This is a genomic window from Pseudarthrobacter sp. DSP2-3-2b1, from assembly GCF_049895945.1.
Lineage (GTDB): Bacteria > Actinomycetota > Actinomycetes > Actinomycetales > Micrococcaceae > Arthrobacter.
On sequence record NZ_JAFCTI010000003.1, the window covers coordinates 163,329 to 189,115 of the forward strand.

A 25,787-nucleotide genomic window follows, 5' to 3' on the forward strand; every position below is an offset into this window, starting at 1 on the left:
CAAGGGGTCAGGGGGCGAGGACCAGCCGCCGGCCGTTCAGCTCGCTGGCAGGGCGGCTGAAAAGTCCGACGACGGCGGCCGCCAGTTCCTCGACGTCGGTGGCACCGGGGAACGTGCGTTCCGGGTGCCGCTCCCGGAGTTCGGCATCGACCAGCGCCTTCACCACCAGGACGACGGCGGCGCTGCCGGGTTCGCTGCCTGTGCCGCCAGTGCTGCCCACGCCGCGGTCCCTGCCAGCGGCGCTGCGTCCCAGTCCTTCCGCCGTGGCCATGGTCCAGGCTTCGGCGGCGGCCTTGGCCGCCACGTAGCTGGCGTTTGCTGCGAGCGGCTTGTCCACCGCCGTCGAGGAGACCATGACGAACCGCCCGCAGGGGGAAGCCGCCAGATCAGCATAGAAAACCCGGGTCACATTCCGGAGCGTCGTGATGGCACCGCGCTCCAGGAATTCCCAGTCGTCGTCGCTCTGGTCCTCAATCCCCGTGGCTCCGCGCCAGCCGCCCACGAGGTGGATCACGGCGTCCGGCGGCCCGGCCATACCCGTCACAGTCTCCCGGAGGTCCTGGACGGCGGACAGATCCGCAAGATCGCACACCAGGGGCGTGACGCCGTCGCCCGCGTTCCTTGCAGCGTCTTCGATGCGCCGCCTGTCTGACCCCACGGTGAACACCCGGAACCCGGCCTGCCGCAGGGCCCGGGCCACCGCGATCCCCGATGCGCCGCTGCCGCCGGTGACCAGGACCGTCAGCGCATGTCCGCCGTTCGGGACGGCCGAATCGCCGGCCGGCCGGTGCTGGCCCACGTCACCGCTCACACTTCCGACGTTCCGGTGATGCCTGCGGTGGATTCGATGACGGGACGCATTTTCTTCTCCAATGCCTCGTAGAACATGGACAGCGGGAATTCGTCGTCCAGCACCTGGTCCGTCAGCCCGCGCGGGGGACCGGCAACCGGCAGCGCGTCCGGACCCTTGGCCCACACTGAGGCGGGGCTGGGCGTGAGCGTGGCGGAGATCAGCTGGTAGGCGGCGAGCCAGTGGGCCATCTTGGGCCGGTCGATGGAGCGCCAGTACAGGTCATCGATGGTGGCGCCGAGGGCGATGACGGCGTCCGCCACCTGGTCCCAGTCGATGGCGAGCCGGCTGTCGGTCCAGTGCAGGACGTGGTGCTGGTGCAGCCACGCGAACAGCAGTTGCCCGCCCAGGCCGTCGTAGTTGCGCACCCGGCTGCCGGTGATCGCAAAGCGGAAAATCCGGTCGAAGATGATGGCGTACTGCACCAATTTGGCGTGGCGCCGCGCCTGCGGGTCGGCAGCCTCATCCTTTTCGATCCGGACGGACTCGCGGAACGCCGTGAGGTCACAGCGGAGTTCCTCGAGGGAGTACAGGAAGTACGGCATGCGCTGCTTGATCATGAACGGGTCGAAGGGCAGGTCCCCGCGCATGTGGGTGCGGTCGTGGATCAGGTCCCACATCACAAACGTGGCCTCGGTGAGCTTCTGATCCGCCAGCAGTTCCGCGGCCCCTTCCGGGAGCTCCAGCGACGTGGTGGCCGCCGCGGCGCCCAGGACCCGCCGGAAGCGGGCTGCCTCGCGGTCGGCGAAGATGGCGCCCCACGTGAAGGCGGGCGTCTGCCGGACTGCCACCGTTTCGGGGAACAGGACAGCGGAGTTGGTGTCATAACCCGCTGTGAAGTCCAGGAACCTGACAGGCACAAAGAGTTTGTTGGAGTAGTCCCCGGCCTCGAGTTCGGCAACGAAGTCCGGCCAGACGACTTCGATCAGAACAGCTTCCACCAGCCTGCTGCTGCTTCCGTTCTGGGTGTACATGGGGAAGACGACCACATGCTGCAGCCCGTCGTGGCGCTGCAGCTGGGGCTGGAAGGCAAGGAGCGAGTTTAAAAAGTCCGGCACGCCGAAGCCGGCACGGTCGGAGCCTTCGCCTGCCCAGGTGCGGAAATCGGCTACGACTGCCTCCAGGTACTCGGCGTCGTGGGGGACCAGCGGCGCCAGCCGGGCCAGGGAGTCCGTAATGGCCGAGACGTGGAGCAGTGCGGCAGCGTGGTTGGCGGTATCCGCCACTGAACCGTCCTGGCCCTGCAGTGCCTGAAGTGCCTGGGCGGCAGTCTTGAGCCGGATCCAGGCGGGATTCTCCGCCGGAATCCGGGTGGGGACACTTGTAATGGTGACGGTCATGTCGGGCTGCCTTTCTCGTTGCTAAGCTCTACCGCGAGCGTAACAAGCAACCAGATCTCCTAACTCCAAATCAGCCCTAGCATAAGAAAAACTCATGCTCGGGCCGACAAGACTCAGCGTCAGATGCGGCCGAAGCCGTGTCTGGCCGGACTAGGCCTCTGAGGATTCCCCGTCTGCGGCGCCGCGCGGAACGAGCTTGAGGGACACCGAGTTGATGCAGAAGCGCTGGTCGGTAGGGGTGCCGTATCCCTCACCCTCGAACACATGGCCCAGGTGGGAGTCACAGTTCGCGCAACGTACTTCCACCCGCTCCATGCCGAGGGTGCGGTCATGAATGTAGCGGACGGTGCCTTCAGCCAGTGGCGCCCAGAAGGAGGGCCAGCCGCAATGAGAGTCAAACTTTTCGTTGCTCCTGAAGAGTTCGGTTCCACACGCTCGGCACTGGTAGACGCCCTCGGTGTGCGTGTCCACGTACTCGCCCGTATAGGGGCGCTCCGTGCCGGCCTGCCGCAGCACGTGGTACTCCTCCGGGGTGAGTTCCTGCCGCCATTCGTCCTCCGATTTCGTGACTGCGGGCCCCGGCGTGCCGGAAGTACCGGTGTCAGTGACGGGGCCAGGGATGGACTCGGTGGCCTTGTTACTGAAAATGCTGCTCTTTCCGAAGATGCTCATAGTGTGCTCAACGCTCAAGAGTCGCCGATAAATCCCGAACCGGCGTACAGGTGCAGTACGGGCAGCCCGAGCTGGGCCTGGGCCTTGTTGGCCCAGTCGGTGTGGAACGTGTCCGCCACGGCGTGGGGCCGGGTGATCACCACAGCCTGGGCCGCGCCGAGTTCCTTGACCTTGCTGACGAGGCCATTGACGGCGCCGCCGTCCACCACCTCGCCTGTTACCCCGCCGCCTATCCCGTCCAGGGCAGCCAGCGAGACGGCCAGCGTCTCGGCGGCCTCGGCACGTTCGGCGTTGCGGTCCGGTGCGTGCGCGGTCAGTTCACGGAACGCTTTCGCGATGTCCAGCAGGGAAAGATTCTCCAGGAAGTCCACCAGCAGATGCCGTTCAGTGTTGCCCGGTACCAGCAGCACAAGGGGGGTGTCTGATCCGCCCACCAGCCGTTCGATGTTCACGCGGTCATCCGCGCCCAGGGGTTCTTCGGTCAGGATGACGATTGGATCGCTCATGGCATCAGCCTAGCGGTGCACCCTTGCTGCTGCATCCTTTTGCCCGCCCGTGCGCGGCGTGGAATATGGCCAACGGGCTCCGGGCAGTAAGAATGGTCCCATGGCACCTTCCACGCGTACCCCCACGTTGACGGCGACACCTCCACTGCAGGCCGACGGCGGTATGTCGTTGCGTGCCAAATGGGCCCTCGGCGGTGTGCTTGGCGGTGGCGCCCTTGCAGGCCTGCTGGCTACGGGGTCCTCCGCGCTCGCCCTCTACTTCGCCCGGCGCGTCATCACCCCGGTACGGCAGCGTGCTGCCGATCAGGAAGTCCTGGCGGTGATCCGGGAAGGCAGCGGGAGACAGGTCATCCTGGCTGCCACTCCGGACACCATCGTTGACGGCGTCTACGGGTTGTTTTTCGACGGCGGCAAGGGGCATGCCCGGATCGGCCGGATCGTGTCCTACTCGCCGGCGGACGGCACAGTCCTGCGGGAAGTGGAGGCTGTGTACGCCGGAGACCTGGACAGCGCGCGCCGCGGGTGGTGGAGCGGTGCCATCCATCCCGACCCTGCGTCCGCGGGCTACGCTGCCGAAGATGTTGTGATCGAGGTCGACGGCGGCGAAGCGCCTGCGTGGCTGGTCCCCGCAGGCGGCACTGCCCGGACGTGGGCCATTATGGTTCACGGCCGCGGTGCAACCCGCCAGGAAGCCATCCGAGCGGTTGGACCTGCGTTGGAACTGGGCTTGACCAGCCTCCTGGTGTCTTACCGGAACGACGGACTGGCTCCGTCGGCCAACGACGGCCGGTACGGGCTGGGGTCCACCGAGTGGCACGATGTGGATGCGGCCATCGAGTTCGCGCTGGCCAACGGGGCCGAGGAAATTGTGCTTTTCGGGTGGTCCATGGGCGGCGCAATCTGCCTTCAGACCGCGGATCTGTCACGGTACCGCCACCTGATCCGGGCCATGGTCCTGGACGCGCCGGTGATCAACTGGGTCAACGTGCTGGCCCATCACGCGCAGCTGAACCGGATCCCGTCCCTGGTGGGCCGGTACGGGCAGCTGATGCTCGGCCACCCGCTGGGCCGCAGGCTCACCGGCCTTGCCGCCCCCGTGGACCTCAAGGCCATGGACTGGGTGGCCCGCGCCGTGGAAGTGCGGACACCTACCCTGATCATCCACAGCGTTGATGACGAGTACGTTCCCTATGGCCCGTCCACGGTGCTGGCGGAGCGGAATCCTGAAATGGTCACGTTCGAGACCTTCAACCACGCACGGCACACCAAGGAGTGGAACGTGGATCCGGAGCGCTGGGAGAGCCTGATCAAGGCGTGGCTGCGGCCCCAGCTGGCGCCGCGCCTGAACCCCGGCCAGCGCCAGGTCGGGGACGGGCAGGCCGGCAGCTAGCTGGTGCCGCTGCCGATCGCGGCGGTGACGGCGGAGGTCAGGCGGATGAGGTCGGCCGGGGCCAGTTCGATGTCCAGGCCACGCTTTCCACCGGAAACGAGCACGGTGTCAAAGGTTAGGGCGCTGCCGTCAACCACCGTGGGGGACGGCTGACGTTGGCCAAGCGGCGAAATTCCGCCCAGGACATAGCCGGTGCGGCGCTCGGCCGCAGCGGGGTCAGCCATCGCAGCCTTCTTAGCGCCAAGGGCAGCGGCGAATGCCTTGAGGTCGAGGTTGCCGCTGACCGGAACCACCCCCACTGCCAGCCTGCCTTCAACCTCAACCATGAGGGTTTTGAAGACCTTCTCCGGGGCGATGCCAAGGGCCTCGGCGGCTTCCGTGCCGTAACTGGCTGCCGCCGGATCGTGGGTGTAAGGGTGGAGCACAAAAGGAACGCCAGCCGCAGCCAGTGTGGCTGTGGCCGGCGTTCCGGTTGAAGTGCTTTTGCGTCCCAATGTGTTCAGTTCCGGTCCGGTCTTCAGGACCCGGGCCGGGAGGTGGCAGCGACCTTGCGCTTGATGCGGCCAAGCATCGCTGTCATGCCCCGCATCCGCAGCGGCGTGATGGCCCGGGTGAGGCCCAGGAGTTCCGGCATGTCATCCGGGACGGCAAGAATCTCCGCAGCGGTGAGTCCGTCCAGTCCCTCGTGCAGTACCCCGGCGAAGCCGCGGGTGGTGGGGGCTTCCGGTGGCGCTTTGAAGTAGAGCCGCACGCTGCCGGCCGAGCCGGCGTCGTTCTTTTCCGTTTCAATGGTCAGGAACAACGGCGACTGGCATTCCACCACCTGCTCCAGGAGTTCGGGGTGGTCCTTCAACCGGTCCGGCAGCTCCGGAAGTTCACGCGAGAACTCAAGCAGCAGCTGAAGCCGCTCGGGTTCCGTCAGTGCCTGGAAGTCATCGACGATTTCCGCCAGCGCGGCGGGCAGATCATGTGTAGTCATCGGTCCCAGTTTACGCCGGGACCGTGCCGCGTTCCGCGCCCTTGACGATGGGAACGCGTACGGCGTTGCCCCACTCGGTCCAGGAGCCGTCGTAGTTCCGGACGGTGTCGAAGCCCAGCAGGTACTTCAGTGCGAACCAGGTGTGGCTGGAACGCTCGCCGATGCGGCAGTAGGCCACCACGTCATCGCCGGCCACCAGACCGGCTTCGTCCAGGTACAGCGCCTCAAGTTCGCCGCGGCTGCGGTAGGTTCCGTCTGCAGCAGCTGCGCGGGCCCAGGGGATTGATGCCGCGGTGGGGATGTGGCCGCCGCGGAGCGCACCTTCCTCCGGGTAGGCAGGCATGTGGGTCCGCTGGCCGGTGTATTCCTCGGTGGAGCGGACATCGATCAGGGGCTTGCCCAAGTGCGCCAGCACGTCTTCCTTGAACGCACGGATGGGAGCGTCGTTGCGCTCCACCACGGGGTATTCACCGGGCTTGGGGGAGGACTGTTCGGTGGTGACTTCGCGGCCTTCGGCGATCCACTTATCCCGGCCGCCGTCGAGCAGGCGGACGTCCTCGTGGCCGAACAGCGTGAAGACCCAGAGAGCGTAGGCTGCCCACCAGTTGGACTTGTCCCCGTAGATAACCACCGTGGTGTCGCGGGAGATGCCCTTCGATGCGGCCAGTGCGGCGAACGCCGTTCCGTCCACGTAATCCCGCGTCACTTCATCATTGAGGTCCGTGTGCCAGTCGATCTTGACCGAGCCCGGAATGTGGCCCGTCTCGTACAGCAGGACGTCTTCGTCGGATTCGACCACGACGAGCTTCCCGTCCGCCACTGCGCCGGACTCAAGGGCGGCAGCGAGCCAATCAGTGGAAACCAGGCGCTCCGGGTTGGAATAGGCGGCGAACTTCTCGTTTTGCTCTACTGGGTAGGACACGGTGATGGCCTTTCACGAAAGACGTATGGCGGATCTGCTGACGGACGGTGGAACCTTCCATCCACACTAGCCACGCCCGGCATCGATGTCCGCCTTCCGTTAACAGAGGGAAATATGGCCTTCGTCACGCCGGGGTGCCTCACGGCGGCGGGAGGAGGAGGCCGCCGGCATTGCCGGTATTCTTTCTGGGGACAACCCACCAGCAGAACGGACCACCTTGGTACAGATCGAACAGCTTGCTGCCCGCACGCCGGCAGTGTCGGTGGATGAGCTCCTCAAGGGCTTCTATCCCTCGCCGAGGTTCGGCAAGGTCTCTTTTGCCAGCTACCGGCCCGATCCCAACCAGCCGTCCCAGGCTGCAGCGGTCAAGGCATTGGAAGGCTTCGCCGGGGGAGTGGGGGCAGGCGATGGCGCCGGGCTGTTCAAGAAACTCTTCAGCAAGAAAGTGGAAACCAGGGCGGGCATCTACCTCGACGGCGGATTCGGCGTGGGCAAAACCCACCTGCTGGCCTCGCTCTGGCATGCGGCTCCCGGACCCAAGGCGTTTGGCACGTTCGTGGAGTACACCAACCTTGTGGGCGCGCTGTCCTTCCGCAAGACCGTTGAGGCCCTGAGCCACTACAAACTGGTGTGCATTGACGAGTTCGAGCTCGATGATCCGGGGGACACTGTGCTGATGTCCCGGCTGATGCGGGAACTGGCCGACGCCGGCGTGAAGCTCGCTGCGACGTCCAACACCCTGCCGGGCTCGCTAGGTGATGGCCGGTTTGCCGCCGTCGACTTCCAGCGTGAGATCCAGGTCCTGGCGGACCAGTTTGATGTCCTCCGGATCGACGGCGAGGACTTCCGCCACCGCGGCCTTCCCACCCCGCCGTCCCCGTTGAAGAACAGCCAGCTTGCCGCGCAGATGAAGGCTGAGTTCGATGGCAAGACCGTGGCGCAGGACGAGTTCAGCACGCTGATCGCCCACCTTGCCGGTGTCCATCCCAGCCGGTACCGCCAGCTCATTGACGGGATCGATGGTGTGGTGTGGCGCAACGTGGAAACCATCACCGAACAGTCCGTTGCCCTTCGCTTCGTGGTGCTTGCGGACCGGCTGTACGACAAGGACGTCCCCATCCTGGCCAGCGGCGTCCCCTTCGACAAGCTGTTCACCGACGAGATGATGCACGGCGGCTATACCAAGAAGTACTTCCGCGCCGTTTCCCGGCTGACCGCACTTGCCCGCGAGGGCCAGAACCACGAGCCGTCCTAGGCGGAATCACTGTGGTTCGGCCTTGTTCCGAGCGCAATCCGATAACGGCCCACCCGGGCGTGCAGCCACGCGGGTGCGTACCCGGTTTGTGAAGCTGGGTCCTTCGATGCCGGCGGCTACGTCCATGACGCACCCGCCACGAGCTCCATCAGCGGTTCAAAGTCGTACGCGGCGGTGCTGTTGCTCATGATGACTACACCACGCTTGCGGCCGGGGTAGAGACGCATGACGTTCCAGAAGCCCACCCCGGTGCCCAAGTGTTCCACCCACGGCTCTGCGGACTCCGTGGGCCTACGGAACCAGCCGGTTCCGTGACGGAACGGCTTCCCGGGATACTCGAGAAGCCGCATCCCGCGGGCGGACTCCGGGGTGAGGACGCGCTGCCCATCGAGTTCGCCGTCGCGAAGATGCATTCGCAGGAACTTCGCCGCATCCAGCACGTCCCCGATCAGTCCGCCGTAGGCCGGCCCATCAACGCGGAAGGGGTTCAGCGAAAGATGCGTGCCGTAGCGGTCTCCGGCGACTCCCGGCGGCAGGAGCCGCCGCAGGAATGGGTCCATAACCCTGGGTGCTTTGACATAGCCCGTGGCCGTGGGATCTTCGCCTGCCTGGCCGAAACCGGTGGTGTCCATTCCGAGCGGGTGCAGAACGGAGTGGCGGACGTAGTCCTCGAATGGAATGCCCGCGGCTGCGGCGATGATCTGCCCTGCGGCAAGGTATCCGACGTTGGAGTACCTCGCGATGCCACCCGCCGGATAGCGGTAGGCCCGGGGGTGTCCCATCAGTCTGCGAAGCAGGGCTTCAGGATCCGGCGGTTCCGAGTCCGCCCGGTGTGCCCACCTGACAGGCAACGGATTCCCGAGACCCGACGTGTGGGTCAACAGTTGCCTGACGCTCGGCTGCACCTTTCCCGGCGCTCGCAGGTAGCCGACATACTCGCCCACCGGCGCGTCCAGGTCCAGGCGGCCTTCGTCGGAAAGGCGTACCGCAGCTGTCGCTGTCACCATCTTGGTCATCGAAAACCACAAGTATCCAGTGGTGGAAGTGGCGGGCGTGTTCGCGGCGAGGTCGGCGTGGCCGTAGCCCGCGGCGAAGAGCACCCGATCGCCATCTACTGCGGCCACGGACATTCCGGGAATGCCGGTCTTGTTCATCATTGAGCTGATCGCATCTGTCACGCCCCGAGCCGGCGTGCCCGTTGAAATCCGTTCGATGGGGTAGCGCGGGGTTGAATCGGCGTTCGTCACGACAATCCTTAGCTTGGTTAACTTACTACGAAGTCGTAGTATCTTCTGATTATGCGACTTCGTAGTACTTCTGTCAAGGGTGGGGAGAACGGCGTGTTCAGTCCGGGAGCCGTCTGCTCAATCCAACCCGTCGCTCGGGGAATTGCGGATCCCGTCGAGGGCCGTACGGAGCGTGACCAGTGACTCGCTGATATCCTCCCGGTGCTCGCCCAGCGCGGTCTCGATCCGTGTTCGAAGGGGAGTGAACAGGGTGGCGGCCTTATGGTGCGCGCTCAGCCCGGCCGGGGTGAGTTTGATTCGATAAGAGCGGCGATCGAGGGGATTGGGCTCGCGCTCCACGTGTCCACGCGCTTGAAAACGTTTTACATAACTTGAGACGGTCGTAGGAGGTGCTGCCATCCAGCGCGCAAGTTCGGTCGGCGTGATGGTCTTCACGGCAGTTAGGACGGAGTACACGGCGAACTCATCGCTGGTCAGCCCCGCCGGCGCAAGTGCCGAGTCAAGAAGATCGGCTGTGGCCCTCGAGCTGAGCCACACCAGGAAAGTCACGTCAAGGTTTTCGTCGCGGACCTCTTGCGGTGTGAGACCGCTGGCCGCCTCGTTGCTATGCTGCACCATTTCGCCACAGTACTACGAAAGCGCAGTAAGGCTGGTTTATTCCGGCGTAGGTCAAGCTGGCTCTGGAGGAGCAGGGCTTAAACGCCAAAGGTGCGGGTGCCGCCTCCCGGCGGGACCCGCACCCCCTTGACGTGCTAGGGCAAAGCCCTGGCCAAATCCTTACGGAGCCTTGTCAACCGGCGGAACCGGATTCACCGGCGGTGCCGGGTTGACGGGCGTAACCGGCGGAACCTGCTCGGTGGCAGGTGCCTGCCCGGGAGTTCCGTTCTTGTCAATGAGCTTGGAAGCACCATCCTGGATTTTGTCGACGTGACCGGCGTACTTGCCGCCAGTCTTCGAGTCGACGAAATCGCCGGCCTTGGTGAGACCGTCCTTGATGGCCTGCTCGTTGCCGTGGATAAGACCTTGAGCCTTGCCCTTAAGATCGTCAATCAGTCCCACGAGCACCTCCCTTCAATAACGGAGCCAGTTCGCTCCTCCGCAAACGATCCTAGCCCTGTCTCCTGGGCATGCCAAGGAAATAGGCTGTGCCAGCCGTTCGCCCGGAGCGGATAGTGCGGGCCACCTGATCGAAGAAGGGAAAGGGCAACAAAAAAGCAGCCCCTAAGGAGCTGCTGCTGTGGGCGATACTGGGATCGAACCAGTGACCTCTTCCGTGTCAGGGAAGCGCGCTACCGCTGCGCCAATCGCCCGAAACCTGAAGCTGGTGCACTTAGGTTGTCCAGGGGAGATGAGAGCGGACGACGAGATTCGAACTCGCGACATCCACCTTGGCAAGGTGGTGCTCTACCAGCTGAGCTACGTCCGCGTATGAAGTGCGAAGAACCTGGGGCCCGACGTACTGCATGAAGCAAGTTTCCTTGCCTGGTGGGCGATACTGGGATCGAACCAGTGACCTCTTCCGTGTCAGGGAAGCGCGCTACCGCTGCGCCAATCGCCCATGTGAGATCCGGAGTGAACCGGAACCATATGGTTTTCACCGAGGTGGGTACGGGATTCGAACCCGTGTAAACGGCTTTGCAGGCCGCTGCCTCGCCTCTCGGCCAACCCACCGTGCAAGCGCCGGTTCCGGGAAACCATTGCCGTGACAGTGTCCTGCGAGCGGACGACGAGATTCGAACTCGCGACATCCACCTTGGCAAGGTGGTGCTCTACCAGCTGAGCTACGTCCGCATTCGGAGCGTGAATTCCATGCCGTTTTCGGGCATTTCCTCGCGTTCCAACGAGTAAGAACTCTATAGGAGGTTCAGGGATTCTCCAAATCGCACGGCTTTGCGCTGCGGCATACCGGCTGGATCCCTGCAATCTAGCGGTTTTTGTGAATTACAGGGCTGTAATTCGTTTCCAGTGGTTTTTCGATTTCCATAAACCCCGCCGGGTCCGCTAGCATTCAAAGGCATCGGGGCGATTGGCGCAGTGGTAGCGCGCTTCGTTCACACCGAAGAGGTCACTGGTTCGAACCCAGTATCGCCCACCGAGCAATCTGGTCCGTTTCCGCTCCAACGAGTGGAAACGGACCTTTTTTGTTCCGCCCAACTGTCAGCCTTTCTGTCAGCCCCCTGTGAAAGAGTCTTTGTATGACTGATCCACTCCTCGCCCACGCCACGGAATATGGGCGCATGTACGCGCGGTCCACCTCCGAGCAGTTCTCCGTTCCGTCCATCACCACCGTCATCGGCCAGCAGCCGCACGGCCTGGATGGCTGGTTCGGTTACATGGGCGCCAGCAGCCTTGCAAAGGATCCGTTGCTTGCTGATTGCCTGGGCAGCCCGGCAAAAATCCGGCAGGCAGTCAACCGGGCATCCAAAGCGGCGGAGACCTACCGGGATGACGCCGCCAGGCGTGGCGACCGCGTCCACAGTTACTGCGAGCAGGTGGCACTCCGTGCCCTGGGCCGCCCCCATGCCATGAAGGAAACCCGCGAGGCGCTGGCCGCCAATGGCGAGGAAGCCTTTGCCATCCGGTTTGACGAGTGGTGGGAGCTGTATGACGTGCAGCCCGTCGCCCCGGAAATCACTGTTTGGAACAAATCGGTGGGCTACGCCGGAACCCTGGACCTCGTGGCCCGCATCAACGGCCGGATCTGCCTCATTGACTACAAGACCAAAGGCACCACCCGGGACGGCACTGTCAAGCCCCTGGATGACAAGGTGGTCATGCAGCTCGTGGCGGGAATGAAGGCCGAAGAAAGCCTGGTGGACCCGGTGGCCGGGGAATGGGAAGCCTGGAAGTACGGGGAGGCTCCGCTGCTCCTGGCAGTGGCCATCGGCGAGACTGAGGTCCGGCCGGTCCGCGCCAACCCGGACGTCCTGAAACACCACTGGTGGAAGTTCTGCGCCCTGCGGCGGGTCTGGGAGCTGTCCGCTGACACCCTCGCCGCCGGGTCTGCCCTGCTTCCCGTGGCACCGCCGCCGTCAGCCCAGGTCCGCAGCGCCTAGCCAGTCCCGGCCAGGTTGCCCTGCGCCTAAACTGGACAGGTTGATCGTTTTTACCACCGTGAGGAATAAAAGCAAATGGCCATTCTGAATATCCGCATCATTGGTGATCCTGTGCTCCGCACAGTTGCCGATCCCGTGACGGATTTCGGGCCGGAACTCGCCAAGCTGGTGGCGGATATGACCGAGACCATGGAGGACGTGGACGGCGCAGGCCTCGCAGCCCCCCAGATCGGGGTCAGCAAGCGGGTCTTCACCTACCGGATTGACGGCGTGGAGGGCCACATCATCAACCCGGTGCTGGAAAACAGCGACGACCACCAGGCTGACCACATCGAGGGCTGCCTCTCCATCCCCGGCCTGGCCTTCCCCGTCCGCCGCTTCCGCGCCACGCGCGCCACCGGCGTTGACCTGAACGGGAACGCTGTCTCCATCGAGGGCGAGGGCCTGCTGGCCCGCTGCTTCCAACATGAGACAGATCATCTGGACGGCATCCTCTTCACCGACAGGCTCGAGGGCGAGGACCGCAGGGAGGCCCTGCGTTCCATCCGCAATGCCAACTACGACGCCCTGACGGAACGCACGACGACGAAGCGGGCCAAGACCGTCGGGTCCAGTTTTGGCGGGGCAAGCTTTGGCGGCGCCGGCTTTGGCGGGGCCGGCTTTGGCGGCGGCGCCAACACATGAGGGTACTTTTCGCCGGCACCCCCGCCGTGGCGGTTCCGTCACTGAACGCGCTCGTCAACGCCGGCTTCGAGGTCGTTGCGGTCCTGACCCGTCCGGACGCGCCGATAGGGCGCAAACGGGTGCTGACGCCGTCGCCCGTTGCCGCACGGGCGGCCGAGCTGGGCATTGACGTTATTCACGCCACCCGCGTGGACGGCGCCGTCACGGCGAAGATCGCCGCCGCCGAGCCGGACGTTGCCGCCATCGTGGCGTACGGCGGACTGATTCCCCGCGCTGCCCTGGACATTCCCCGGCACGGCTGGATCAACCTTCACTTCTCCCTCCTGCCCGCCTGGCGCGGCGCCGCTCCGGTGCAGCGGGCCTTGATAGCCGGCGACGACGTTACCGGCGCTGTGACGTTCCTGCTGGAGGAAGGGCTGGACACCGGACCGGTCTTCGGGACGCTGACTGAAAGTGTCGGCCCGGAGGACACTGCAGGGGCGCTGCTGGAGCGGCTCTCCCACAGTGGAGCTGTCCTGCTGACACAGACCCTCTCTGCTGTTGAAGCAGGCAAAGCGGCACCGCAGGCGCAGCTGGGAGAGGTTTCCCTGGCACCGAAGCTGACCCTCGGGGACGGCAGGCTCCACTGGAACCAGCCGGCCCTGGCAATTGGGCGGCGCGCCCGCGGGGTCACTCCCGAGCCCGGGGCGTGGACCACACTGGATGGCCAGCGGGTCAAACTGGAACCGGTGAAGCTGCGCCCGGACTCCATTGAGCTGGCCCCGGGTGAGGTCAGCCTCGACGGCAAAAGCGTCCTGGTGGGAACGGGATCCCATGCTGTGGAACTGACCAGGATCCAGCCCGCAGGCAAGAAGATGATGGCCGCGGCCGACTGGGCCCGCGGAATGGCAACACTTGAAAGCGTGGTATTCGAATGAGCGAGTCCGGCGGCAATGCAGGCGGCAGCGGAAGAGGTACCGGCGGGAGGGGCGCCCCCCGTGGCGGACGCGGGAACGGCGGGCCACGGGACGGCAGCCAGCGCAACGCGCAGGGCCGGGAACGGAACAGGCCCGCCGAGCGCAGTTTCACCGGCAGTGCCCCTTCCGAGCGCACCCGGCGCGCGGATCCTGCCCGGCTGGTGGCCTTTGAAGTACTGCGCGCGGTCAGCGCCGAGGACGCCTACGCCAACCTGGTCCTGCCGGCCCGAATCCGCCATCACGGCCTGGACAAACGTGACGCCGGCTTCGCCACTGAACTGAGCTACGGCGCTTTGCGCGGGCAGGGCACCTATGATGCCATCCTCGCGCGCTGCGTGGACCGGCCGCTGGACCACCTCGATCCCGCCATCCTGGACGCCCTCCGGATCGGTGTCCATCAAATCCTGGCAATGAGGGTTCCTGCACACGCGGCCCTGGACCAGACCGTCGGGCTGGCCCGTGCAGTGATCGGCGCCGGGCCCTCCGCCCTGATCAACGCCGTGCTGCGGAAAGTCACAGCCCACACCCTGGAGGAATGGCTGGAACTCCTTGTTGCCGGCGAAACCGATGAAACCAAAATCGCGTCACTGCGCTACGCCCACCCCGAATGGATTGTCCGCGCCATGCGCCAGTCGCTGGTGGCACACGGCCGGTCTGCTTCGGAAATCAATGAACTCCTTGAGGCGGACAACGCCGCCCCGGTAGTGAACCTCGTTGCTTTGCCCGGCCTGGGAAGCCTTGACGAAGCCTTGGAAAGCGGCGCTACTCCCGGTGAGCTGGTGGAAGGTTCTGCGCTCTCCAGCGGCGGCGACCTTGGCCGGCTCGCGTCCGTGCGCGAAGGGAGCACCCGCGTCCAGGACGTTGGCTCGCAGCTGGTGGCCCGTGCCATGGCGGCCGTGGACCTGGAACCCCGGCCGGCGGCGGCCAGCTTCGCAGAAGAGGCCTGGCTGGATCTATGCGCAGGCCCCGGCGGCAAGGCGGCCCTGCTCGGCGCGCTGGCAAACCAGAAGGGCGCAACACTGCTCGCCAACGAACCGGCCCCGCACCGGGCCAAACTGGTGAGCCAGGCCCTTTCTGCCGTGCCCAGGGACGTTTGGCGGGTCCGGACCGGGGACGGCCGTGAAGTCGGAACCGAACAGCCCGAATCCTTTGACCGGGTGCTGGTGGACGTCCCCTGCAGCGGGCTCGGCGCACTCCGGCGCCGGCCGGAATCGCGCTGGCGCCGCACGCCCAAGGACCTGGCAGACCTGGGACCGCTGCAGCGCGACCTCCTGAAGTCGGCCCTGGCCGCTGTCCGGCCCGGCGGCGTGGTGGCTTATGTCACGTGCTCACCCCACCCGGCCGAGACCACAGCCGTTGTCACCGATGTTCTCCGGAAGCGCGATGACCTTGAGTTGCTCGACGCCGGAGCAGTGCTGGACGGCGTGAGCCTCACCGGCAACCTCGGCGCCGGCCACGGTTCCACGGCGCAGCTCTGGCCGCACATCCACAGTACGGATGCCATGTTCCTGGCCCTCATCCGCAAGAAGGCCTGACCTCAGTGAAAGGTTCCGCTATGCCCCAGTCCTGCATCAACCCGAGCATTCTTTCCGCCGACTTCGTCAATCTCGAGGCCGAACTGCAACGGATCAGCACTGCGGACGCCGTGCACGTGGACGTGATGGACAACCACTTCGTGCCCAACCTCACCATCGGGCTGCCCGTGGTCCAGCGGATCCAGGCTGTCAGCCCTGTTCCGCTCGATGCCCACCTGATGATCTCCGACGCCGACCGCTGGGCACCGGGATTTGCCGACGCAGGCCTGGCCTCGGTGACCTTCCACGCGGAGGCTTCCATCGCACCGGTCAAACTGGCACGCGAGCTAAGGGCCAGGGGAGCCAAGGCGGGTATGGCGCTGCGGCCCGCAACGCCGGTGGAACCCTACCTGGATATGCTCTCGGAACTGGACATGCTCCTGATCATGACCGTGGAGCCCGGCTTCGGCGGCCAGGCCTTCCTTGACCTGACCCTGCCGAAGATCCGCCGGGCCCGCGAAGCCATTGACGGCTCCGGGATCGGCGTGGCCATCCAGGTGGACGGCGGCATCACCGAAGAGACCATTGTCCGGGCAGCCGAGGCTGGGGCGAATGTCTTCGTCGCGGGCTCTGCCGTCTACGGTGCCCAGGACCCGGCCGCGGCCATCGCGCGCCTGCGTGAAGCGGGCAGCGCTAAGTTACGTGCCGGGTCAGGGGAATAGTCTGGACGCCATGCGGGTTGTGGCAGAATAGCAACACACATTACGTGCTCCGGGGTCGGTGTAAGTCCGAACCGGCGGTGACAGTCCGCGACCCGCGAGCTGGTGCCTTTCCTTTGGGAATGGACCCGGCAGACGGTTGAACCGGTGAAATTCCGGTACCGACAGTTAAAGTCTGGATGAGAGAAGCACGTACAGCTGTATTCGCGGTGTCCCATGATGCCGTGGCCTTCTGCTGTCGTATACCCCCGGAGCCATCGCGGTTCTGACGGGAAGGAACGACGGACACATGAACCCCTTGCGATGGCTCTTTGAAGCCAGTTTTTCCCATGCGCCGGTAGCGGGCGCGCCCGGACCGGTGGTGCGCACATGACCCGGAACGGTGTTGTGACGGCGTTCAGCCCTGCGGAAACCGCTGCCATGGACGCTGCGCTCGAAGCAGCCCTGCGCGGACCCCGCGGCGCAAACCCGCTGGTGGGCGCCGTCGTCATCGATAACGAGGGCCGCCAGCTGGTGACCGGCTACCACCGCGGCGCCGGCACCCCCCACGCTGAAGCTGACGCCATTGCGCAGGCAAACGCGGCGGGGCTGGACCTGCGTGGCACCACCATGCTGGTCACCCTGGAGCCGTGCGACCACTGCGGCCGCACCGGCCCCTGCACCCAGGCCATCATCGGGGCGGGAATCGCTGACGTGGTTTACGCCGTCGATGATCCGCATGACCCCGCCGCGGGCGGCGCAGCAACACTGCGCGAGGCCGGCGTCCGGGTACGTAGCGGGCTGGCGGCTGGTGAGTCCTTGGAGCTTAACCGCCAGTGGTTCCAGGCCGTGGCGGAACACCGCCCGTTTGTGACGCTGCACATCGCGCAGACGCTGGACAGCCGGATCGCAGCGGAGGACGGGACCAGCCAGTGGATTTCGTCCCCCGAGTCACTCGCTGACAACCACGGGCTCAGGCGCCGGATCGACGCCATCCTTGTGGGCACCCAGACCGTCCTGGTGGACAACCCGCGCCTGACCGCCCGTGACGCCTCCGGGGCTGTTGCCGGCAAGCAACCCCTCCGGGCAGTGATGGGCCTGCGGGACGTGCCGGCTGATGCGGCGGTCCGCGGCGAGGACAGGCGGATGCTCCACCTGCCCACCCACGATCCGCGCGAGGCGCTCTCGCTCCTGTACGCAGAAGGCATCCGCCACGTCATGGTGGAGGGCGGCTCGCGCATCCTCAGCGCCTTCCTGGCCGCCGGGCTGGTGGATGAACTCATTGTCTACGTGGCGCCCACCCTGCTGGGGTCCGGCACGCCTGCCCTGAACGGACTCGGGATCACCACCCTGGCGGACGCCCGCCACTGGGACTGGGATGCGTCCGACGGCGGCGCCGTCCTGACCCTGGGCCGGGACCTGAGGCTGCACCTCCGCCCCGAAACAACCGAAGCTTTAGAACCACAACCATCCCGCTCCGCCGCGGAATCAGCCATGGGAGGCTACTGATGTTTACCGGAATTATTGCCGAACAAGGACAGGTTCTGTCCGTCGAGCGGGACGGCGATGCCAGCGCAACCCTCCGCCTGAGCGCTCCGGCCACCACAGAGGGGCTTGCCCTCGGAGGCTCCATCGCAGTCAACGGCGTCTGCCTGACAGCCACCGCGATTGATGGCAAGGAGTTCAGCGTCGATGTCATGGGCGAAACCCTCGTCCGCAGCACCATCGGCGAACTCGCTGCCGGCGATTCGGTGAACCTCGAACGCTGTGTCCCGGCCGGCGGCCGGCTGGACGGCCACGTGGTCCAGGGCCATGTCGACGGCGTCGGGCAGCTCCTCGAGCGCGAGGCACTCGGCAACTGGGAGCGCCTCCGTTTCGGCGTGCCCGCCAACCTCGCCCGCTACATCGCCGAAAAGGGCTCCATCGCGATCGACGGCGTCTCGCTCACCGTCACCGCGGTCAGCCCGGCAGCGGAACCGGAACCGTGGTTTGAAGTGGGGCTGATCCCCACCACGCTCGCCGAAACCGGGCTGGGGGCAAAGGCAGCCGGCAGCCGGATCAACCTTGAAGTGGACGTACTCGCAAAATACACCGAGCGCCTTTTGGCGTTCAGCACCGGGGCAGCCGGGGGCACCCGATGAACGCCACGGTCCGGCTGAAGCCGGCCACCGAGGCACGCCGGGGACTCGACCCGGTGGAGGACGCCATCCGCGCCATGGCCGCCGGCCGGCCTGTGCTGGTGGTGGACAACGAGGACCGCGAAAATGAAGGCGACATCATCTTCGCCGCCCAACACGCCACCCCGGCGCTGATGGGCTGGACCATCCGGTACAGCTCCGGCGTTATCTGCGTGCCCCTGACAGGGGAGCGTGCCGATGCCCTTGCCCTGCCGCCCATGGTGGTTGTGAATGAGGACGCGAAGGGCACCGCCTACACCGTTTCCTGCGATGCGGCCGTGGGCGTCAGCACCGGCATCTCTGCCACGGACCGTTCGCTGACCGCCCGAGTGCTGGCCGACCCCGCCGCCGGACCGGCGGCAGTGACCCGCCCCGGGCATATTTTCCCGCTCCGTGCTGTTGACGGGGGAGTGCGGGAACGCCCGGGCCACACTGAAGCGGCCGTGGATCTTTGCCGGCTTGCCGGACTGGAGCCAGCGGGTGTTATCGCCGAGGTGGTGTACGACGACGGTGAAATGATGCGGCTCGACGGGCTGCGGGCTTTCGCCGCTGAACACGGGTGCCCCCTGATCTCGATCGAGGATCTTGTGGTTTACCTTGAAGCGGGGGCCGGGGCTCCCGCCGACAGTGACACCGGGCCGGGCGCCCGGGTGGAGTAGAGGAGAGAACGATGACGTCTTCAGGACACCAGAACGGCCACCACCAGGGGGCAGCCGGCAACGGCCACGTGGCTCACCACCCTGTGAGCGCCGGTCCCGTTGTGCAGCTGCCAACGGCTTTTGGGGAGTTCGTGACCCAGGCGTGGACGGACCTCGTCACCGGCGCGGAACACCTCGCCGTCAGCTCACCGAACGCACCCAAAGAAGGAACCGCGCCCCTGGTGAGGCTGCATTCCGAGTGCCTGACGGGCGATGTCTTCGGTTCCTACCGCTGTGACTGCGGCGAACAGCTGGCATACGCGCTGGAAATGATCAACGAGTTCGGCGGCACGCTCCTCTACCTGCGCGGGCAGGAAGGCCGGGGGATCGGCCTGGCCAACAAGATCAAGGCCTACGCACTCCAGGAGGCCGGCTTTGACACAGTGGAGGCCAACGAGCAGCTGGGGCTGCCGGTAGACGCCCGCTGCTACAAGGCTGCCGCGCAGATCCTGGCGGAGATGGGACTCCATGAGATCCGCCTCCTGAGCAACAACCCGGACAAACAGAACAGGCTTGCCAAGGCCGGCGTGAAGGTGGTGGAGATGGTTCCCACCGAAGTGCCGTCCCGCGACCAGAACATCCGTTACCTGCAAACCAAAAAGGACCGCATGGAGCACCGGCTGACCCTGGATACCCATATTGCGACCGTGCCCGGCGCCGGCGCTTCCACCTTCGACGACTAATAAAACCAAGAGACTGAACGGATCACGATTCACGCATGAGCGGACACGGCGCACCAGATATTGACCTCACTACCCTCAGCCCGGCGGAAACGTCGCAGCTTCGGCTGGCCATCATTGCTGCCAGCTGGCATACCCAGATCATGGACGGGCTCCTGGACGGTGCCCTGCGTGCCGCCAAGGACGCCGGCATCAGCGAACCCACGGTGCTCCGCGTTCCGGGAGCCTTCGAACTGCCCGTTGCAGCCGCGCGGCTGGCACCGCATTTTGACGCAGTAGTGGCCCTCGGCGTCGTCATCCGCGGCGGCACGCCGCACTTTGAGTACGTCTGCCAGGCGGCGACGTCGGGACTGACCGATGTCAGCGTCTCCACCGGGGTGCCGGTGGGCTTTGGCGTCCTGACGTGCGACACCGAGCAGCAGGGCCTGGACCGTGCAGGCCTGCCCGGCTCCAGCGAGGACAAAGGCCATGAAGCAGTGACGGCAGCCCTGGCCACCGCCGTGCTCCTGAAGCAGTACAAGTAACCGGCAACGGTAACCCGGCAGCAGACGGGCGCGGTGTGCGTTCCCTCACACCGTGCCCGTCATGCAACTCCCCGACAGGCGCCGTCCGGGCCGCAGCAAGTAGGCTGTAGGGCGTGAAGAATTTCGAGACGCTGTTCGCTGAACTGAGTGAGAAGGCAGCCACCCGCCCGGCAGGCTCCCGCACCGTCGCAGAATTGGAGTCCGGAGTCCACGGCATCGGCAAGAAAGTCGTGGAGGAAGCAGCCGAAGTGTGGATGGCTGCCGAGTATGAATCCGACGAAGCCACGGCCGAGGAAATCTCCCAGCTGCTCTACCACCTGCAGGTTCTGATGCTCGCCAAAGGCCTGACCCTGGAAGACGTCTACAAGCATCTGTAGCCACTGCGGCACGCCGGCCGTAGCACCGCGCCGCCCGTGCCCTTGCGTGGCCAGTTTGCCTGATCCATAGACCTCCCAACCAAGAAAGACCCCCATGCTGCGAGTAGCCGTCCCCAACAAGGGCTCCCTGTCCGAAGCCGCCTCCGCCATGCTGTCCGAGGCCGGTTACCGCCAGCGCCGCGACACCCGCGAGCTGGTCATGATGGACCCTGACAACGACATCGAATTCTTCTTTCTCCGCCCGCGGGACATCGCCGTCTACGTCGGCCGGGGAACGCTCGACGTCGGCATCACCGGCCGCGACCTCCTGCTGGACGCCGAGGTGGAGGCTGAGGAACTCCTTCCGCTGGGCTTCGCCGCCTCCACGTTCCGCTTCGCCGGGCCGGTAGGGGACTTCGCCAAAGTGGAGGAGCTTGAAGGCAAGCGCCTGGCCACCAGCTATGACGGGCTGCTCCGCGGATACCTCGCCGGGCGCGGGGTCAACGCCAAGGTTGTCCGCCTGGACGGTGCCGTGGAATCCTCGGTCCGGCTGGGCGTCGCTGACGCCATCGCCGACGTCGTGGAGACCGGCAACACGCTCAAAGCCGCCGGCATGGAGATCTTCGGTGAGCCGATCCTCAAGTCCGAGGCCGTGCTGATCCGCCGCACCGGCGAGGGCGGCGCTGCCAACGGCACCGCCAAGGAGATCGAAGTCCTCATCCGCCGCCTGCAAGGTGTCCTGGTGGCACGCCAGTATGTGCTGATGGATTACGACATCCGCAAGGAACTGGTGGAACAGGCCGCGGCGCTGACTCCCGGACTGGAATCGCCCACGGTCTCGCCGCTGCGCGACTCCGAGTGGGTTGCTGTCCGGTCCATGGTTCCGAAAAAGGACACCAACCGGATCATGGATGAGCTCTACGACCTCGGCGCCCGGGCCATCCTGGTCAGCAGCATCCACGCCTGCCGTATCTGAGCCAAGAGACCATCCCAGAATTCCAGGAGTACCCATGGCTGTAGCTGTACGCGTCATCCCGTGCCTCGACGTCGACGCCGGCCGCGTCGTCAAGGGCGTCAACTTCGAGGGGCTCCGCGACGCCGGCGACCCCGTGGAGCTCGCGCACCGCTACGACAACGCCGGCGCTGACGAGCTGACCTTCCTGGACGTCACGGCGTCCTCGGGCAACCGCGAAACCACGTTCGACGTCGTCCGCCGTACCGCGGAGGAGGTCTTCATTCCGCTGACCGTGGGCGGCGGTGTCCGCGGCGTGGCCGAGGTGGACAAGCTCCTGAGGTTCGGCGCAGACAAGGCCTCCATCAACACCGCTGCGGTGGCCCGGCCGGACGTCATCAACGAGATCAGCCGGCACTTCGGTTCGCAGGTGCTAGTCCTGTCCGTGGACGCGCGCCGCACCCGCCCCGGGTCCGAGCCTACGCCGTCGGGCTTTGAAGTCACCACCCACGGCGGCCGCACCGGCACCGGCATCGACGCCATCGAATGGGCCAGGGAAGCCGCCGACCGCGGTGTGGGGGAAATCCTGCTCAACTCGATCGATGCCGACGGCACCAAGGACGGTTTCGACCTGGAGCTGATCCGCCTCGTGCGGGCGGCCGTGAAGGTGCCCATCATCGCTTCGGGCGGGGCCGGCGAACCCGCGCACTTCCCGCCGGCTGTGGCTGCCGGAGCAGACGCGGTGCTGGCAGCTTCGATCTTCCACTGGGGCCCCGACGACATGATGTCCCAGGTCAAAAACGCCATCCGCGAAGCAGGGTTCGAGGTCCGCTGACCGCCTGCTTTGCTCTGCCGGAGGCCGTTGCTTGTTAGAGGCCCACTTCGGCGGACTGGAGGAGCACGACGGCGTCCGGCTGGCCTTCGAAGGTGACCAGGGCATGGCGCGTGCGGCCGTGGGCGTGCATCAGCAGCTCGCCGGGCTCGCCGACGATCGCCACCGAAACCGGGGCTCGCTTGGCTACGTGCCGGGGACCGGAAGGGCGCACCAGGACAATCCCAAGATCCACGCCGCGGTACAGGATGGCCGCCCGTTTGATGAGTTCGTCCCAGAGAGCATCCGAATAGGCTTCGTCGAGGGCGCGGGGGGCCCAACGGTCCACGGCACGCCGGATGTCCTCCGTGTGCACGAAGTACTCGATCAGGTTTGAACTTTCGTCCAGCGCCTTGATCTTCATGGGCGAAAGCGCCGGCGGGCCGGAGCGGAACGTGTTCACCAGGCCGGTGTAGTCATCGGGGGTCTTCAGCTTCGCCGCGAGCTTGGCGGTGGCTTTGTCCGAGGCCTTGGACAGCCTCTTGATGATCAGGCCAAGGCCCACAGCCGCTTTGCGTTCGCGGAGGTAAAGGTGCGCGGCAAGGTCCCTGGTGCGCCAACCTTTGCAAAGGGTGGGGGCATCAGGACCAGCGGCCAGCAGGGTTTCGGCCAGGACTTCTCGGGACGGGTCGACGAAATGCATCACTTGTGAAACTAGCACGACACCGGCGGACTTGGGCAGCAGAACCGCCACCGGACAGGTGCCCTTGTTCACACAGGCTTTCCGCGTCCCCGGGCTCATCCTGGGAGCCCCGGCTGAGGCACTAGACTTGGTCTGATGTCTGAGCAGCCCGCCCCCGCCCCCATGCCTGTCCCGGCTCCCTCCGCCAGCCCGCTTCCCCCCGGTGTCGCCGCCGCACTGAAGCGCGATAACGCCGGACTGGTCGCCGCGGTGGTCCAGCAGTTCGATACGAATGAAGTGCTGATGCTCGGCTGGATGGACGACGAAGCCCTGCACCGGACCCTGACCAGCGGCCGGGTCACGTTCTACTCCCGCTCCCGCCAGGAATACTGGCGTAAAGGGGACACCTCCGGGCACGTCCAGTGGGTCAAGTCCGTGGCCATGGACTGCGACGGCGATGCCCTCCTGGTCCGGGTGGACCAGGTCGGCGCGGCGTGCCACACCGGCACCAGGACCTGCTTCGACGGCAGGGGCCTGGACGTTACAGCACTGGACACCTCAACAACCAGCGGAGAAGCATAACCATGCAGGACCTTGGAATCATCAGCCCGGGCCTCGAGGAGTTCCGCGAACTTGCCGGCAGCAGCCGGGTCATCCCCGTCACGCTCAAGGTGCTGGCGGACGCGGAAACCCCGATAGGTCTTTACCGGAAGCTGGCCCAGGGCCAGCCCGGCACGTTCCTCATGGAATCCGCGGCCGTGGGCGGCACGTGGTCCCGGTATTCCTTTATCGGTGCGAAGTCCCGCGCCACCCTGACCACCAAGGACGGCCAGGCGCACTGGCTCGGCCAGCCGCCGGCCGGCGTGCCCCTGGACGGCAACCCTGTGGACGCCGTCAGGGACACCATCGAAGCGTTGCGGACCAGCCGGTTTGACGGCCTCCCGCCTTTTACGTCCGGCCTGGTGGGGTTCTTGGGCTGGGAGACCGTCCGGCACTGGGAGCGGCTCACCAGCCCGCCGGAGGATGACCTCCACCTGCCAGAGCTGGCACTGAACCTGGTCACGGACATGGCCGTGCACGACAACCATGACGGCACCGTGCTGCTGATCGCCAACGCCATCAACTTCGACAACAGCTCAGAGCGCGTGGACGAGGCCTGGCACGATGCCGTGGCACGGGTCAAGGCACTCCTCACCCGGATCAGCACTCCGGTGGCGCAACCTGTTTCAGTACTTGAACCCGCTGCCCTGGATTTTGCCTCCAGCGTCCAGGAACGCTGGGACGAGCCGGCCTACCTTGCAGCCCTTGACCGTGGCAAGGAAGCCATTGTGGACGGCGAAGTGTTCCAGGTGGTGATCTCGCGCCGCTTCGAAATGGAGTGCGGTGCCTCGCCGCTGGACGTGTACCGGGTGCTGCGCAACACCAACCCCAGCCCGTACATGTACATCTTCAGCCTCGAAGACGCCGACGGCCGGGAATACTCCATCGTGGGTTCGTCCCCCGAAGCGCTGGTCACGGTGACCGGTGAAGAAGTCATCACCCACCCGATCGCCGGCTCGCGTCCCCGCGGCAAAACCGTTGAGGCGGACAAGGCACTGGCCGAGGAACTCCTGGCGGACCAGAAAGAACGCGCGGAGCACCTGATGCTGGTGGACCTCTCCCGCAACGACCTCTCCAAAGTGTGCGTCGCCGGAACTGTGGACGTCACCCAGTTCATGGAAGTGGAGCGGTTCAGCCACATCATGCACCTTGTCTCTACAGTGGTGGGCAAGCTGGCGCCGACGGCAAAGGCCTACGACGTCCTTAAGGCAACGTTCCCCGCAGGAACCCTGTCCGGGGCCCCGAAACCCCGTGCCCTCCGGCTGCTGGACGAGCTTGAACCGCACCGCCGCGGCATCTACGGCGGCGTGGTGGGCTATCTCGATTTCGCCGGCGACATGGACATGGCCATCGCCATCCGTTCAGCCCTCCTGCGTGAGGGACGCGCCTACGTCCAGGCCGGCGGCGGCATCGTGGCCGATTCGGTCAACCCCACCGAAGCATTGGAGACGGTGAACAAGGCGGCAGCCCCGCTGCGCGCCGTCCACACCGCCGGATCCCTGCACAACATTGCCGTGGAGTCACTGCCCGACGGCGGCGCCCCGGCCGCCGCGGATGGCCCGTTAGCCGAGGGAAGCCAGGCGGCCGAATGACGCCGGTCTGGGCGCGGAAGCCCACCCTGGTCCTGCTGATCGCCGTGCTGGCCCTCGCCGTCTTTGGCGCCACCACCCAGACCTGGATCACCGTGAACCTGGACCCGGACCAGCTGGGCCAGGCGGGAGGCCAGAACACGCTCCCGGTCCAGGGCAGCAAGGCGGCCACAGCAGTGACAGCCCTGGCTGTGGTGGCACTGGCCGGGGGACTGGCTGCGTCCATCGCGGGCAGGATCGCGCGGATCCTCATCACCGCGATCATCATCCTGGCGTCGGCGGGGATCATTACGGCGGCCACCACGGTGCTGTCCGACCCGCTGGCCGCCGCCCAGGGATCCATCGCCGCGGCGACCGGAGTCACCGGGGGAAGCGCTGAAGTGAGCGTCACCGCGTTCCCCGTCCTCGCCGTCGTCGCCGGCGCCCTGCTGGGCCTCGGTGCCCTGCTGATCATCCCGGCGGGCCGGTACTGGAAGTCCCGGACCAAATATGACGTCGCAGCAGCCGGGGCAGGAACAGGCGCGGCAGCAGGCAGTGCCGCATCGGACGCCACACCAGCCGCCGGCGGAGTTCCAGCGCCGGCCGGTCCGGTGAACGAGATCGACAGCTGGGACCGGCTCTCACGCGGCGACGATCCCACCTGAACCAC

29 protein-coding genes, 6 tRNA genes and 1 riboswitch are annotated in these 25,787 nt (G+C 66.0%); of the genes, 19 read left to right on the forward strand and 16 right to left on the reverse strand.

Going from position 1 to position 25,787, the window contains the following annotated elements:
- Nucleotides 1–7: 7 nt before the first annotated feature.
- The 4 genes from ACP7AX_RS05800 to ACP7AX_RS05815 all read right to left on the reverse strand — a co-directional run bounded on the left by ACP7AX_RS05800 (nucleotide 8) and on the right by ACP7AX_RS05815 (nucleotide 3,368).
- Nucleotides 8–799 carry an SDR family oxidoreductase gene (locus ACP7AX_RS05800; RefSeq protein WP_426225835.1) on the reverse strand — a complete coding sequence of 264 codons (792 nt, stop codon included), beginning with the start codon at nucleotides 797–799 and terminating at the stop codon, nucleotides 8–10.
- A gap of 8 nt (nucleotides 800–807) precedes the next feature.
- A complete protein-coding gene (locus ACP7AX_RS05805; protein ID WP_426225716.1) occupies nucleotides 808–2,190 on the reverse strand; it encodes a DUF6421 family protein in 1,383 nt (460 codons plus the stop codon).
- Between the two features lie 150 nt (nucleotides 2,191–2,340).
- Nucleotides 2,341–2,862 (reverse strand): peptide-methionine (R)-S-oxide reductase MsrB, encoded by a 522-nt coding sequence (gene msrB, locus ACP7AX_RS05810; protein WP_131681741.1) that lies wholly within the window; start codon nucleotides 2,860–2,862, stop codon nucleotides 2,341–2,343.
- 14 nt (nucleotides 2,863–2,876) lie between these two features.
- The gene (locus ACP7AX_RS05815; protein ID WP_131681740.1) at nucleotides 2,877–3,368 is read right to left on the reverse strand and encodes a hypothetical protein; all 492 of its coding nucleotides are present in this window, start codon (nucleotides 3,366–3,368) and stop codon (nucleotides 2,877–2,879) included.
- A 100-nt stretch (nucleotides 3,369–3,468) separates the two neighbouring features.
- On the opposite strand from ACP7AX_RS05815, the gene ACP7AX_RS05820 reads away from it, so the two are divergent.
- The gene (locus ACP7AX_RS05820; RefSeq protein WP_131681739.1) at nucleotides 3,469–4,758 is read left to right on the forward strand and encodes an alpha/beta fold hydrolase; all 1,290 of its coding nucleotides are present in this window, start codon (nucleotides 3,469–3,471) and stop codon (nucleotides 4,756–4,758) included.
- Here ACP7AX_RS05820 and ybaK read toward each other — a convergent pair.
- From ybaK to ACP7AX_RS05835, 3 genes are read right to left on the reverse strand one after another with little or no spacing between them, the layout of a single operon-like run.
- Nucleotides 4,755–5,252: a Cys-tRNA(Pro) deacylase gene (gene ybaK, locus ACP7AX_RS05825; protein ID WP_426225717.1), complete on the reverse strand. Its 498-nt coding sequence runs from the start codon at nucleotides 5,250–5,252 to the stop codon at nucleotides 4,755–4,757. The genes ACP7AX_RS05820 and ybaK overlap by 4 nt on opposite strands.
- 23 nt (nucleotides 5,253–5,275) lie before the next feature.
- Nucleotides 5,276–5,737, reverse strand: a complete 462-nt coding sequence (locus ACP7AX_RS05830) for a SufE family protein (protein WP_426225718.1) — start codon at nucleotides 5,735–5,737, stop codon at nucleotides 5,276–5,278.
- 10 nt (nucleotides 5,738–5,747) lie between these two features.
- Nucleotides 5,748–6,659 carry a sulfurtransferase gene (locus tag ACP7AX_RS05835; protein WP_426225719.1) on the reverse strand — a complete coding sequence of 304 codons (912 nt, stop codon included), beginning with the start codon at nucleotides 6,657–6,659 and terminating at the stop codon, nucleotides 5,748–5,750.
- 217 nt (nucleotides 6,660–6,876) lie between these two features.
- Here ACP7AX_RS05835 and zapE point away from each other — a divergent pair, with 217 nt between their 5' ends.
- Complete coding sequence (gene zapE / locus ACP7AX_RS05840) at nucleotides 6,877–7,914, forward strand: cell division protein ZapE (protein ID WP_131681905.1); 1,038 nt, start codon at nucleotides 6,877–6,879, stop codon at nucleotides 7,912–7,914.
- 116 nt (nucleotides 7,915–8,030) lie between these two features.
- On the opposite strand, the gene ACP7AX_RS05845 is transcribed toward zapE, so the two are convergent.
- The 8 genes from ACP7AX_RS05845 to ACP7AX_RS05880 form a co-directional block, all read right to left on the reverse strand.
- Nucleotides 8,031–9,161 carry a serine hydrolase domain-containing protein gene (locus tag ACP7AX_RS05845; RefSeq protein WP_426225720.1) on the reverse strand — a complete coding sequence of 377 codons (1,131 nt, stop codon included), beginning with the start codon at nucleotides 9,159–9,161 and terminating at the stop codon, nucleotides 8,031–8,033.
- 117 nt (nucleotides 9,162–9,278) lie between these two features.
- Nucleotides 9,279–9,779 carry a MarR family transcriptional regulator gene (locus ACP7AX_RS05850; protein WP_131681735.1) on the reverse strand — a complete coding sequence of 167 codons (501 nt, stop codon included), beginning with the start codon at nucleotides 9,777–9,779 and terminating at the stop codon, nucleotides 9,279–9,281.
- A gap of 159 nt (nucleotides 9,780–9,938) precedes the next feature.
- The gene (locus tag ACP7AX_RS05855) at nucleotides 9,939–10,220 is read right to left on the reverse strand and encodes an Rv0909 family putative TA system antitoxin (RefSeq protein WP_131681734.1); all 282 of its coding nucleotides are present in this window, start codon (nucleotides 10,218–10,220) and stop codon (nucleotides 9,939–9,941) included.
- Nucleotides 10,221–10,399: 179 nt separating this feature from the next.
- Nucleotides 10,400–10,471 (reverse strand) — tRNA-Val (locus tag ACP7AX_RS05860).
- Between the two features lie 43 nt (nucleotides 10,472–10,514).
- Nucleotides 10,515–10,587 (reverse strand) — tRNA-Gly (locus ACP7AX_RS05865).
- Between the two features lie 57 nt (nucleotides 10,588–10,644).
- Nucleotides 10,645–10,719 (reverse strand) — tRNA-Val (locus ACP7AX_RS05870).
- Between the two features lie 42 nt (nucleotides 10,720–10,761).
- Nucleotides 10,762–10,832: transfer RNA gene (locus ACP7AX_RS05875), tRNA-Cys, on the reverse strand.
- Between the two features lie 47 nt (nucleotides 10,833–10,879).
- A tRNA-Gly gene (locus ACP7AX_RS05880) sits at nucleotides 10,880–10,952 on the reverse strand.
- 229 nt (nucleotides 10,953–11,181) lie between these two features.
- Between ACP7AX_RS05880 and ACP7AX_RS05885 the strand changes: the two genes are divergently transcribed.
- The 14 genes from ACP7AX_RS05885 to hisF all read left to right on the forward strand — a co-directional run bounded on the left by ACP7AX_RS05885 (nucleotide 11,182) and on the right by hisF (nucleotide 22,291).
- Nucleotides 11,182–11,253: transfer RNA gene (locus tag ACP7AX_RS05885), tRNA-Val, on the forward strand.
- A 103-nt stretch (nucleotides 11,254–11,356) separates the two neighbouring features.
- Entirely contained in the window at nucleotides 11,357–12,217 is an 861-nt protein-coding gene (locus ACP7AX_RS05890) for a cytochrome (RefSeq protein ID WP_426225721.1), read from the forward strand.
- Nucleotides 12,218–12,292: 75 nt separating this feature from the next.
- Entirely contained in the window at nucleotides 12,293–12,901 is a 609-nt protein-coding gene (gene def, locus ACP7AX_RS05895) for a peptide deformylase (RefSeq protein ID WP_131681732.1), read from the forward strand.
- Complete coding sequence (gene fmt / locus ACP7AX_RS05900) at nucleotides 12,898–13,818, forward strand: methionyl-tRNA formyltransferase (RefSeq protein WP_426225722.1); 921 nt, start codon at nucleotides 12,898–12,900, stop codon at nucleotides 13,816–13,818. The genes def and fmt overlap by 4 nt, the downstream gene beginning before the upstream one ends.
- Entirely contained in the window at nucleotides 13,815–15,392 is a 1,578-nt protein-coding gene (locus ACP7AX_RS05905; protein WP_131681730.1) for a transcription antitermination factor NusB, read from the forward strand. Before fmt ends, ACP7AX_RS05905 begins: the two co-directional genes overlap by 4 nt.
- 20 nt (nucleotides 15,393–15,412) lie before the next feature.
- The gene (gene rpe, locus ACP7AX_RS05910; RefSeq protein ID WP_131681729.1) at nucleotides 15,413–16,093 is read left to right on the forward strand and encodes a ribulose-phosphate 3-epimerase; all 681 of its coding nucleotides are present in this window, start codon (nucleotides 15,413–15,415) and stop codon (nucleotides 16,091–16,093) included.
- A gap of 40 nt (nucleotides 16,094–16,133) precedes the next feature.
- A riboswitch (FMN riboswitch) is annotated at nucleotides 16,134–16,286 on the forward strand.
- A 173-nt stretch (nucleotides 16,287–16,459) separates the two neighbouring features.
- The gene (ribD, locus tag ACP7AX_RS05915) at nucleotides 16,460–17,578 is read left to right on the forward strand and encodes a bifunctional diaminohydroxyphosphoribosylaminopyrimidine deaminase/5-amino-6-(5-phosphoribosylamino)uracil reductase RibD (protein WP_426225723.1); all 1,119 of its coding nucleotides are present in this window, start codon (nucleotides 16,460–16,462) and stop codon (nucleotides 17,576–17,578) included.
- Complete coding sequence (locus ACP7AX_RS05920) at nucleotides 17,578–18,210, forward strand: riboflavin synthase (protein WP_131681727.1); 633 nt, start codon at nucleotides 17,578–17,580, stop codon at nucleotides 18,208–18,210. Before ribD ends, ACP7AX_RS05920 begins: the two co-directional genes overlap by 1 nt.
- Complete coding sequence (gene ribB / locus ACP7AX_RS05925) at nucleotides 18,207–18,905, forward strand: 3,4-dihydroxy-2-butanone-4-phosphate synthase (protein ID WP_131681726.1); 699 nt, start codon at nucleotides 18,207–18,209, stop codon at nucleotides 18,903–18,905. Before ACP7AX_RS05920 ends, ribB begins: the two co-directional genes overlap by 4 nt.
- Nucleotides 18,906–18,916: 11 nt before the next feature.
- Nucleotides 18,917–19,627: a GTP cyclohydrolase II gene (ribA, locus tag ACP7AX_RS05930; RefSeq protein WP_426225724.1), complete on the forward strand. Its 711-nt coding sequence runs from the start codon at nucleotides 18,917–18,919 to the stop codon at nucleotides 19,625–19,627.
- Nucleotides 19,628–19,662: 35 nt separating this feature from the next.
- Nucleotides 19,663–20,148, forward strand: a complete 486-nt coding sequence (gene ribH, locus ACP7AX_RS05935) for a 6,7-dimethyl-8-ribityllumazine synthase (RefSeq protein ID WP_131681724.1) — start codon at nucleotides 19,663–19,665, stop codon at nucleotides 20,146–20,148.
- 113 nt (nucleotides 20,149–20,261) lie between these two features.
- Entirely contained in the window at nucleotides 20,262–20,525 is a 264-nt protein-coding gene (locus ACP7AX_RS05940; RefSeq protein WP_056345618.1) for a phosphoribosyl-ATP diphosphatase, read from the forward strand.
- A gap of 94 nt (nucleotides 20,526–20,619) precedes the next feature.
- Nucleotides 20,620–21,480, forward strand: coding sequence for an ATP phosphoribosyltransferase (gene hisG, locus ACP7AX_RS05945; RefSeq protein ID WP_131681723.1), 861 nt, complete (start codon nucleotides 20,620–20,622; stop codon nucleotides 21,478–21,480).
- Between the two features lie 34 nt (nucleotides 21,481–21,514).
- On the forward strand, nucleotides 21,515–22,291 hold the full coding sequence (gene hisF, locus ACP7AX_RS05950) for an imidazole glycerol phosphate synthase subunit HisF (protein WP_131681722.1): 777 nt from the start codon (nucleotides 21,515–21,517) through the stop codon (nucleotides 22,289–22,291).
- A gap of 34 nt (nucleotides 22,292–22,325) precedes the next feature.
- Here hisF and ACP7AX_RS05955 read toward each other — a convergent pair whose 3' ends face one another.
- The gene (locus ACP7AX_RS05955; RefSeq protein WP_426225725.1) at nucleotides 22,326–22,970 is read right to left on the reverse strand and encodes a TIGR03085 family metal-binding protein; all 645 of its coding nucleotides are present in this window, start codon (nucleotides 22,968–22,970) and stop codon (nucleotides 22,326–22,328) included.
- A gap of 135 nt (nucleotides 22,971–23,105) precedes the next feature.
- Between ACP7AX_RS05955 and hisI the strand changes: the two genes are divergently transcribed.
- From hisI to ACP7AX_RS05970, 3 genes are read left to right on the forward strand one after another with little or no spacing between them, the layout of a single operon-like run.
- Nucleotides 23,106–23,531, forward strand: coding sequence for a phosphoribosyl-AMP cyclohydrolase (hisI, locus tag ACP7AX_RS05960; RefSeq protein ID WP_131681720.1), 426 nt, complete (start codon nucleotides 23,106–23,108; stop codon nucleotides 23,529–23,531).
- A 2-nt stretch (nucleotides 23,532–23,533) separates the two neighbouring features.
- A complete protein-coding gene (locus ACP7AX_RS05965) occupies nucleotides 23,534–25,141 on the forward strand; it encodes an anthranilate synthase component I (RefSeq protein ID WP_426225726.1) in 1,608 nt (535 codons plus the stop codon).
- Entirely contained in the window at nucleotides 25,138–25,782 is a 645-nt protein-coding gene (locus ACP7AX_RS05970) for a Trp biosynthesis-associated membrane protein (RefSeq protein ID WP_426225727.1), read from the forward strand. The genes ACP7AX_RS05965 and ACP7AX_RS05970 overlap by 4 nt, the downstream gene beginning before the upstream one ends.
- The last annotated feature ends 5 nt before the right edge of the window (nucleotides 25,783–25,787 follow it).

Bases quoted from the DNA above. Each gene is read 5' to 3' on its own strand.
- ACP7AX_RS05805 (WP_426225716.1), bottom strand. From the start codon at position 2,190: ATGACCGTCACCATTACAAGTGTCCCCACCCGGATTCCGGCGGAGAAT.
- msrB (WP_131681741.1), bottom strand. From the start codon at position 2,862: ATGAGCATCTTCGGAAAGAGCAGCATTTTCAGTAACAAGGCCACCGAG.
- ACP7AX_RS05815 (WP_131681740.1), bottom strand. From the start codon at position 3,368: ATGAGCGATCCAATCGTCATCCTGACCGAAGAACCCCTGGGCGCGGAT.
- ACP7AX_RS05820 (WP_131681739.1), top strand. From the start codon at position 3,469: ATGGCACCTTCCACGCGTACCCCCACGTTGACGGCGACACCTCCACTG.
- ACP7AX_RS05830 (WP_426225718.1), bottom strand. From the start codon at position 5,737: ATGACTACACATGATCTGCCCGCCGCGCTGGCGGAAATCGTCGATGAC.
- ACP7AX_RS05850 (WP_131681735.1), bottom strand. From the start codon at position 9,779: ATGGTGCAGCATAGCAACGAGGCGGCCAGCGGTCTCACACCGCAAGAG.
- ACP7AX_RS05890 (WP_426225721.1), top strand. From the start codon at position 11,357: ATGACTGATCCACTCCTCGCCCACGCCACGGAATATGGGCGCATGTAC.
- def (WP_131681732.1), top strand. From the start codon at position 12,293: ATGGCCATTCTGAATATCCGCATCATTGGTGATCCTGTGCTCCGCACA.
- fmt (WP_426225722.1), top strand. From the start codon at position 12,898: ATGAGGGTACTTTTCGCCGGCACCCCCGCCGTGGCGGTTCCGTCACTG.
- ACP7AX_RS05905 (WP_131681730.1), top strand. From the start codon at position 13,815: ATGAGCGAGTCCGGCGGCAATGCAGGCGGCAGCGGAAGAGGTACCGGC.
- rpe (WP_131681729.1), top strand. From the start codon at position 15,413: ATGCCCCAGTCCTGCATCAACCCGAGCATTCTTTCCGCCGACTTCGTC.
- ribD (WP_426225723.1), top strand. From the start codon at position 16,460: ATGACCCGGAACGGTGTTGTGACGGCGTTCAGCCCTGCGGAAACCGCT.
- ACP7AX_RS05920 (WP_131681727.1), top strand. From the start codon at position 17,578: ATGTTTACCGGAATTATTGCCGAACAAGGACAGGTTCTGTCCGTCGAG.
- ribB (WP_131681726.1), top strand. From the start codon at position 18,207: ATGAACGCCACGGTCCGGCTGAAGCCGGCCACCGAGGCACGCCGGGGA.
- ribA (WP_426225724.1), top strand. From the start codon at position 18,917: ATGACGTCTTCAGGACACCAGAACGGCCACCACCAGGGGGCAGCCGGC.
- ribH (WP_131681724.1), top strand. From the start codon at position 19,663: ATGAGCGGACACGGCGCACCAGATATTGACCTCACTACCCTCAGCCCG.
- hisG (WP_131681723.1), top strand. From the start codon at position 20,620: ATGCTGCGAGTAGCCGTCCCCAACAAGGGCTCCCTGTCCGAAGCCGCC.
- hisF (WP_131681722.1), top strand. From the start codon at position 21,515: ATGGCTGTAGCTGTACGCGTCATCCCGTGCCTCGACGTCGACGCCGGC.
- ACP7AX_RS05955 (WP_426225725.1), bottom strand. From the start codon at position 22,970: ATGCATTTCGTCGACCCGTCCCGAGAAGTCCTGGCCGAAACCCTGCTG.
- hisI (WP_131681720.1), top strand. From the start codon at position 23,106: ATGTCTGAGCAGCCCGCCCCCGCCCCCATGCCTGTCCCGGCTCCCTCC.
- ACP7AX_RS05965 (WP_426225726.1), top strand. From the start codon at position 23,534: ATGCAGGACCTTGGAATCATCAGCCCGGGCCTCGAGGAGTTCCGCGAA.
- ACP7AX_RS05970 (WP_426225727.1), top strand. From the start codon at position 25,138: ATGACGCCGGTCTGGGCGCGGAAGCCCACCCTGGTCCTGCTGATCGCC.